We start from the raw sequence: 6,893 nt of genomic DNA, 5'->3' as shown, positions 1-6,893 counted from the left end.
GTTGAAGACAAAGCTGCAAGCCTGCTTGCAGCCTTTCAACCAATCGCGCTAGCATTGGAAAAAGGGGTGCCGGGCCAAGCCCGGCGGGGGACAGATGGCACGCAGGCCCAGACGCAAGGCCGAAGAAACTCGGAAGGATATCCTCTCGACGGCGGAAACACTGTTTCGCCAGCGCGGCTTCGTCGCGGTTTCCATCGCCGACATCGCCTCGTCGCTACACATGTCGCCGGCCAATGTTTTCAAGCATTTTCAATCAAAGTCGGTGCTTGTCGATGCGATTGCCGAGCGCCATCTCGGCAATGCCACGGAGCGCTTTGCCGCCGTCGACACCAGCCTGCCGCCGAAGGAGCAATTGTTGAGCTTCGTCCTGCGCCTGCTCGACAGCCATCTGCAGGATATCCAGCAGAACCCCTACATCTTCGAAATGGTGATCTCTACGATCGATGCCAAGCTCGACGCCGGTCATCGCTATCGCCAACGGATAGAACACAAACTCGGCGAGATCATCCGAGAAGGTGTAGCCGAAGGCAGCTACCATTGCGACAATACAGACGCTGCCGCCCGAACCGTCGCAGACGTTCTGGCCTGCGTTCTGCATCCTATTCTCATCGCCAAGGACGACAAAAACACGCTTGTCCATCGTGCGGAAAAAATCGTGTGTTTCGTGGATGCCGCACTGCAAAATAACCCTTGCTAAGTGACGATTGCTGAATTACGTCACTTCGTAAAGCTTTTCTTAATATCGGATAACGGCATCTGTTTCCGGATCAATCATCACTCTTATATAGAGCGGCGCCTCATAGGGGCCGGCGATTGAACCGCTACTGCCACCGCACAGGAAATTCAGCATGATTCGGCCTGCCCTCATCGTCTCCTCGGCCCTCATGCTCGTTATGGGCCTCGCCGCCTGCAACGAGAGCGGCAGCAAGCCCGCAGGCAATGCAGGCGGCGGTGCAGCCCAGCAGGCCGCTCCGGTTGGTGTGGTCACGCTGAAAAAGGACACCTATCCGATCACCACGATCCTGCCTGGCCGCGCCGAAGCCTTCCAGGTAGCCGATATCCGCCCGCAGGTGAACGGCATCATCCGCGAGATCGCCTTCAAGGAAGGCGGCGAGGTCAAGAAGGGCGACCTGCTCTACCAGATCGACGATGCCTCCTATCGCGCCGCTGTCGAACAGGCCCAGGCGACCATCTCCAAGGCTCAGGCGAGCGTGCCCAGCGCCCAGAGCAATTTCGACCGCTACCAGCGGCTGGTCGGCAGCGGCGCGACGCAGATCGAGTTCGAAACCGCCCGCACGGCGCTTGCCCAGGCAAATGCCGAAGTCGAAGCCGCCAGGGCCGCGCTGACATCAGCGCAGATCGACCTTGACCACACGAAGATCATCGCGCCCTTCGACGGCATTATCGACCAGACCGCCTATAATGTCGGGAACCTCGTCGCGGCCAATCAGTCGACCGCGCTCACCACCATCCGCCAGCTCGATCCGATCTATATTTCGCTGACGGAATCGAGCACCAACCTTTTGAAGCTGCGCGATGCGATGGCTGCCGGCGAGGTCAAGGGCGAAGACAACAATGTCGCCTTCCGCCTGATCCTCGAAGACGGCCGGGAATATAATCAGAAGGGCAAGCTCGACATGTCGAAGCAGGTCGTCAGCGAAACGACCGGCACCTTCATCATTCGCGTGGTTTTCCCAAATCCGAACCGCGTCGTCCTGCCGGGCATGTATGTACGCGCCACGGTCGAACTCGGTGCTGAAGCCGGATATTCCCTGCCGCAGCTTGCAACAACCCGCGATGCCAACGGCCGCCTGACCGCACAGTTCATTTCCACCGAGGGCAAGGTCGAGACCCGGGTCTTCGAAAATGCCACACCCTCCAACAATTCCTGGCTGGTGACGCAAGGCGTGAAGGACGGCGATCAGCTGATCATCAGCGGCCTGCAGTCGATTGTATCAGGCATGCCGGTGAAGCCGGTTCCAATGAAGATCAACGATAACGGCGTGGTTATCCCTGCCGATCAGCCTGTGGCCGGAGGCGAACAGAAGCCCGCAGCAAAGTAATGCGCAGGCGCTTTCGTATCGTCACCGTCCCAGCCGTACAGGAATAACCGATGGCCAAGTTTTTCATCCGACGACCGATCTTCGCCTGGGTCATTGCGATCACCATCATGCTCGGCGGTCTGCTCGCCATCTTCACGCTGTCGATCTCGCAATATCCCGACATTGCGCCGACCACGGTCCGCATCAACGCCAGCTATCGCGGCGCGAGCGCCGAGACGGTCGAAAAATCGGTGACCACCCTTATCGAAGACGGCATGACCGGCCTCGATGACCTCACCTACATGACCTCGACCTCATCGACAGGTTCAGCCAGCATTTCGCTGACATTCGGTACCAGCATCGATCCTGACATTGCGCAGGTGCAGGTGCAAAACAAGTTGCAGCTCGTCCAGTCGCAACTGCCTGGCGACGTCATCGATGCCGGTATCAGCGTCACGCGTTCCACCTCGAGCATTCTTCTCGTCGGCTCGCTGGTCTCGACGGACGGCAAGCGCACCTCCGTCGACCTCGGCAACATCATGTCGACCTCGATCGAAGACCAGATCCAGCGTCTGGAAGGCGTAGGCAGCATCAATGTGTTTGGCTCCGGCTACGCCATGCGTGTCTGGCTGGATCCGTTCAAGCTGCAGAAATACCAGCTCACCCCCGGCGATGTGACCTCGGCCATCCAGGCACAGAACACCCAGGTCTCCGTCGGCTCGCTCGGCGCTCAGCCGGCCGTTCCGGGCCAGCAGATCAACGTCACCATCACTGCGCAGAGCCAGCTCACCACGGTTGCTGATTTCGAACACATCATCCTGAAGGTCGAAAAAGACGGTTCGACCGTCCGCCTCAGCGATCTCGCCCGCGTCGAGATCGGTCAGGAAAGCTACGGTGGCAGCTCGCGATATAATGGCCTGCCGTCATCAGGTTTCGCCATCAATCTCGCGATCGGCGCGAACGCCATCGATACTGCCGCCCGTGTCCGTACTGCGCTCGAAACGATCGGCCGCGGCCTCCCGGAAGGCGTCGAGATCACCTATCCCTACGACACAACCCCCTTTGTCGAGCTGTCGATCGAGAAGGTCGTGCATACGCTGATCGAGGCGATCGTGCTCGTCTTCGTGGTCCTGCTCATCTTCCTGCAGAACTTGCGCGCGACATTGATCCCGACCATCGCCGTTCCCGTCGTGCTTCTGGGCACGTTCGGCGTCCTCGCGGTCACAGGCTATTCAATCAATACGCTTACCATGTTCGCCATGGTGCTGGCGATCGGCCTTCTCGTCGACGATGCCATCGTCGTCGTGGAAAACGTCGAGCGCATTATGTCGGAGGAGAAGCTTTCGCCTCTGGAGGCCACCGAGAAATCGATGGGGGAAATCACCGGGGCCATCGTCGGCATCGCTCTCGTGCTGACCGCCGTCTTCATCCCCATGGCCTTCTTCGGCGGTTCGACCGGCATCATCTATCGCCAGTTCTCCATCACCATCGTTTCGGCCATGCTGCTCTCTGCGCTTGTCGCCATCGTGCTGACACCGGCGCTCTGCGCTACGATGCTGAAGCCGGTCAACGAGCACAAGAAGCATCGCATCGGCGACTGGTTCAACCGCAACTTCACCCGCTCGACCAACGGCTATGTCCGCACCATCGGCTACCTGTTGAAGCGGCCGGTCCGTGTCATGCTGGTGTTCCTGCTGGTCGGCGTCGGCTGCGCCTATCTCTTCACCCGTCTGCCGAGCTCGTTCCTGCCGCAGGAAGACCAGGGCGTGCTCCTGACCATCGTCACCACGCCGCCGGGCTCCACCACGCAGCAGACGCAGGCCGTCGTTGAAAAGGTCGAAAAATACTTCCGTGAAAACGAGAAGGATGCAGTGGAATCCGTCTTCGGCGCACTCGGCTTCGGCTTCAACGGTTCCGGCCAGAACAGCGCCATCGTCTTCACCAAGCTCAAGGACTTCTCGCTGCGCACCGATCCCAACCTCAGCGCGCAGTCGGTGGTCAACCGAGCTCTCAAGAACTTCTTTGCGATCCGCGAGGCGCAGGTCTTTGCGCTGCTGCCGCCCGCAATCCAGGGCCTCGGCGTGTCGAGCGGCTTCTCCATGTATCTGGTGGATACCGGCGGCCACGGCAATCAAGCCCTGACGGCCGCTTCCAAGCGGCTGATCCAGATGGCCGGTGCCACCGGCAAGGTCGTGGCACTCCGCTCGAACAACAAGGAAGTCGAGCCGCAGATGAAGATCCTGATCGATCAGGAGAAGATCGGCGCCATGGGTGTCGATCTCGCCTCGGTCAACTCCATGCTGTCGATCATCTTCACCGGCCGCGACGTCAACGACTTTACGCTGAACGGCGAGATCAAGCCGGTCTATGTGCAGGGCGACGCGCCCTTCCGCATGCAGCCGACCGATCTGAACCACTGGTATGCCCGCAACAACGCCGGCGAAATGGTGCCATTCTCCGCCTTCACCACCACCCAGTGGGTCGACGGCGCGCCGTCTCTTGCCCGCTTCAACGCCGTCAGCGCCATTCMGCTTGATGGCGGCGCGGCGCCAGGCGTCTCCTCGGGTGAAGCCATGAATGAGATGGAAGCCCTGACCGAACAGCTCGGCGGCGGCTATACGGTCGCCTGGCAGGGCATTTCCTATCAGGAGCGCCTCTCGGGTTCGCAGGCGCCGATGCTCTACGCGATCTCGGTTCTCGTCGTCTTCCTCTGCCTGGCTGCGCTTTACGAAAGCTGGTCGATCCCGTTCTCGGTCATCATGGCTGTGCCGGTCGGCGTGCTCGGGGCGCTCGTCGCGGCAACGCTCTTCGGGCAGGCGAACGACGTCTATTTCAAGGTGGGCTTGCTCACCACCATCGGCCTTGCGGCGAAGAACGCGATCCTGATCGTGGAATTCGCCAAGGACCGGATGGAGACAGGGCTGGGTCTCTTCGAGGCGACGCTGGAAGCAGCAAGGCTGCGCCTGCGTCCCATCATCATGACTTCTCTGGCATTTATCCTCGGCGTCGTGCCGCTGGCGATCGCAACAGGCGCGGGTTCCGCCGCCCAGAACGCGATCGGCATCGGTGTGCTCGGCGGGATGCTCGCTGCGACGATGTTGGGCATTTTCTTCGTGCCGAGCTTCTTCGTCGTCATCCGCCGCATCTTTGCCACACGGCAAAAAAATGAGGCGGGAGTGTGATATAAATGCACTGTGAGAAAGCTTTTCAGATTGCTACATTGCGCACGGACTGCTTCGGCATGATGTTTTGCGTATGGAACGAGGCGCGTTAGCCGATAGTGAAGCATGACGCTTCGGGACAAGAATTGACTTGCTCGAGTTACAGGATGAAATGCATGGTACCCCTTCGTTATGCCACACCGGCGTTATTGTTATTGCTATCGGGCTGCGTAGTAGGCCCTGATCACGTACCTCCTGAAATGGCGCTTCCTGGAAAATTCAGTGAAGGTGGCAAAAAGAACATCGGCGATGTCGCTACCACGGCTTGGTGGACCGCCTATAACGACCGCAAGCTCGACAGCCTTGTCCAGACCGGCCTTAGCCAGAACCTGACGATTCAACAAGCGATCGAGCGTATCAATTCCGCATCCGCCAACGTCACCATCGCCGGCGCCGGCGCCTTGCCCGCCCTCGATGTCGGTGCTTCCCACACCATCAGTGGCCAGGGGGGCGAACTCCGTACCCAATTCGACACCCGCAACACCAGCGCCGGACAGCTTTCCCTGTCCTGGCTGCTCGATCTGTTCGGACTCTACAAGCGCAGCAAGGAAAGCGCCCTCGCCTCTCTTGATTCCGCTTACGCGGGTGCCGACATCGCCAAGCTGTCCTACATCCAGGACCTTGTCTCAACCTACATTGATCTGCGCTTCTTCCAGCAGCGTCTGGCGCTTTCGAAGGCCAACCTGAAGTCCCGTCAGGAAACCTACGACCTCACCAAGTTCCAGCTTGATGCAGGCGCGGCATCCCGCCTCGACGTCGTGCAGGCTGAGGGTCTTGTCCAGTCGACGCTCGCAGAAATCCCCGGCCTCGAAACCAACATTCGCGTTTCGGCCCATCATATCGCCACCCTCCTCGGCCAGCCGGCCGGTTCGATGGTTGATGAACTGTTGCGTGGCTCCGGCCAGCCGACTTTCCGCGGCGGCATCAATTCCGGCATTCCGGCCGACCTGATCCGCAACCGTCCAGATATTCGCCAGGCCGAGCGCAACCTCGCCGCCGCTACTGCCCAGATCGGTGTCGCAGAGGCTCAGCTCTACCCGTCGATCTCGCTCTCAGGTTCGATCTCACCGAGCTACATTAACCAGCGCGGCATACATGGCGGCCTGTCGGCATGGTCCTTCGGCCCGACCCTGAACCTGCCGATCCTCGACGGTGGCCGCCTGCGCGCCAATGTCGACGTTTCCAAGTCTGACGCAGTCGCATCCTACCTCGCCTGGAAACAGACCGTCCTGACGGCAATCCAGCAGGTCGAGGATGCCCTTTCGGCCGTTCGCCGTGACGCCCAGACCGTTGACGCCTTGCGCGCTCAGGTCAGGACGACGCAGGAAACCCTCGAGCTTTCGACGGCATCCTACAAGGACGGCGCTTCTTCGCTGCTCGACGTTCTCGACGCCCAGCGTCAGGTCTCCCTCGCTCAGGCAAGCCTTGCCGCCGCTGTTCAGCAGATGGCGAAGGATTACGCTGCGCTCAACATCGCAACCGGTGGCGGCTTCGCTCCGGGCGGCAAGACCACCGGTTCGGGACCGGTCAAGGTTACCAAGGGCACCTAAACTCCTCGCATAGTATTGTTCCGAAGCCCCGCGGTTTCCGCGGGGCTTTTTCTTTGCGTGAATATCTGCCGCGACAGATA

The 6,893-nt window shown here is 60.2% G+C and carries 4 protein-coding genes; all 4 read left to right on the top strand.

Features of this window, described 5'->3' with window-relative positions:
• Nucleotides 1-94: 94 nt before the first annotated feature.
• The 4 genes from AC1D35_RS28410 (at nt 95) to AC1D35_RS28395 (ending at nt 6,813) form a co-directional block, all read left to right on the top strand.
• A complete protein-coding gene (locus AC1D35_RS28410) occupies nt 95-697 on the top strand; it encodes a TetR/AcrR family transcriptional regulator (RefSeq protein WP_113309404.1) in 603 nt (200 codons plus the stop codon).
• 151 nt (nt 698-848) lie between these two features.
• A complete protein-coding gene (locus AC1D35_RS28405; protein ID WP_113309400.1) occupies nt 849-2,063 on the top strand; it encodes an efflux RND transporter periplasmic adaptor subunit in 1,215 nt (404 codons plus the stop codon).
• Between the two features lie 50 nt (nt 2,064-2,113).
• The gene (locus tag AC1D35_RS28400) at nt 2,114-5,224 is read left to right on the top strand and encodes an efflux RND transporter permease subunit (protein ID WP_477941253.1); all 3,111 of its coding nucleotides are present in this window, start codon (nt 2,114-2,116) and stop codon (nt 5,222-5,224) included.
• A gap of 155 nt (nt 5,225-5,379) precedes the next feature.
• Nucleotides 5,380-6,813: an efflux transporter outer membrane subunit gene (locus tag AC1D35_RS28395; protein ID WP_113295444.1), complete on the top strand. Its 1,434-nt coding sequence runs from the start codon at nt 5,380-5,382 to the stop codon at nt 6,811-6,813.
• Nucleotides 6,814-6,893 lie beyond the last annotated feature (80 nt).

The organism is Rhizobium sp. P1_E6 (assembly GCF_056405875.1).
This window is presented reverse-complemented; position numbering and strand designations above follow the sequence as displayed.

What these genes read in the sequence shown, in the direction of transcription:
- AC1D35_RS28410 (WP_113309404.1), top strand. Translation starts at nt 95, where the DNA reads ATGGCACGCAGGCCCAGACGCAAGGCCGAAGAAACTCGGAAGGATATC.
- AC1D35_RS28405 (WP_113309400.1), top strand. Translation starts at nt 849, where the DNA reads ATGATTCGGCCTGCCCTCATCGTCTCCTCGGCCCTCATGCTCGTTATG.
- AC1D35_RS28395 (WP_113295444.1), top strand. Translation starts at nt 5,380, where the DNA reads ATGGTACCCCTTCGTTATGCCACACCGGCGTTATTGTTATTGCTATCG.